This is a genomic window from Paraburkholderia sediminicola (assembly GCF_046027825.1).
Classification (GTDB): domain Bacteria; phylum Pseudomonadota; class Gammaproteobacteria; order Burkholderiales; family Burkholderiaceae; genus Paraburkholderia; species Paraburkholderia sediminicola_D.
This window is the reverse complement of record NZ_JAQQDU010000232.1, coordinates 1-1,288: the sequence shown is the minus strand read 5'-3', so window position 1 is coordinate 1,288 and position 1,288 is coordinate 1. Positions and strand designations below refer to the sequence as shown.

Here is a 1,288-nt window from a genome sequence, read left to right as displayed (position 1 = left end):
TGACCTTGCCCCTGTTTCGCGAATCCCATAGCTGAGAGATTTATGCGGCTCGTCCCTGTTGAGCGGCGAACCAGTTTTTCTCGAACGTCATGGGGCTGACGTAGTCGAGCGTCGAGTGTAGCCGGCGAGAATTATAAAAGCCAAGCCAGTCGACGATTTCATCCATTGCCGCACGCCGGGTCGCGAAGTGCCGGCCATGCAGGCGTGCAACTTTCAACGAACCCCACAGGCTTTCGGTCGGTGCATTGTCCCAGCAGTCGCCGCGTCGACTCATCGACGAGCGCATGCCGTAGGCCTTCAGCGTGTCCTGGAACAGCCCGCTGCAATACTGGCTACCCCGGTCGCTATGTACGATGACGCCAGCCTCTGGACGGCGCCGGAACCACGCCATACGCAGCGCATCCGTGACCAGTTCCGCTTTCATGTGTGACTGCATCGACCAGCCCACCACCTGCCTGCTGAACAGGTCGATGATGACCGCCAGATAAACCCAGCCTTCAGCCGTCGCACAGTACGTGATGTCGCTCGTCCAGACCTGGTTCGGCGCTGTTGCCGTGAAGTTGCGCTCCAACAAGTTCGGCGCCACCGGCAGGTTGTGATTCGAGTTCGTCGTCGCGATGTACTTGCGCTTGTGTCGGGCACGGATGCCATGCTGCGCCATCAGCTTGCGAACACGCTCCTTGCCCACGCGCACGCCGCGCGCAACGAGTTCTTTCCACATGCGCGGCCAACCATATTCGCCCTTGACCTGCACGTGAATCGCCTTGATGTGCGCGAGCAGGGCATCGTTGCTGATACGGCATCTGTGCGGCTTGTCATCGCCGCTGCGCTGCTGACGCTGATGATATCCGCTGGGACTGATTTCCAGTGCTTCGCACAGCATTGAGACTGGCCAGCGGTGTCGATTCCGGTCAACGAACGCGCACTTCACATCAATTCCTTTGCGAAGTACGCCGCCGCTTTTTTTGTGATGTCGAGCTCCATCTTCAGGCGAGACACTTCCGCTCTCAACCGCGCCAGTTCCATCTGCTCTGGACTGACCGGCTTCGCTCCGGCTCCGACCAGTTTGCCTTCCCTGTCAGCCTGGACCCAGTTGTGAAGGGTCTGCTGCACCACGCCCAGCGTCGCCGACACCGCAGCCAGACTCTGGCCGTTCTTCACCAGCCGGACTGCTTCCAGTTTGAATTCGAGCGTGTACTGCGCCCGCTTTGCCTTGACCGTCATCGTTTCTTCTCCTTGCTTGAGTTTACACACTCAGCAAGGGATTCGTTTTTCGGGGGCAAGGTCA

General features: G+C 59.3%; 1 protein-coding gene. It reads right to left on the bottom strand.

Going from position 1 to position 1,288, the window contains the following annotated elements; translation table 11 throughout:
• Positions 1-40 precede the first annotated feature (40 nt).
• Positions 41-1,224 (bottom strand): IS3 family transposase gene (locus PQQ96_RS42020; RefSeq protein WP_408303313.1). Its coding sequence is split into 2 segments (ribosomal slippage): positions 41-969 and positions 969-1,224, totalling 1,185 coding nucleotides; the frame shifts between segments, so codons are not numbered across the junction.
• Positions 1,225-1,288: the final 64 nt, after the last annotated feature.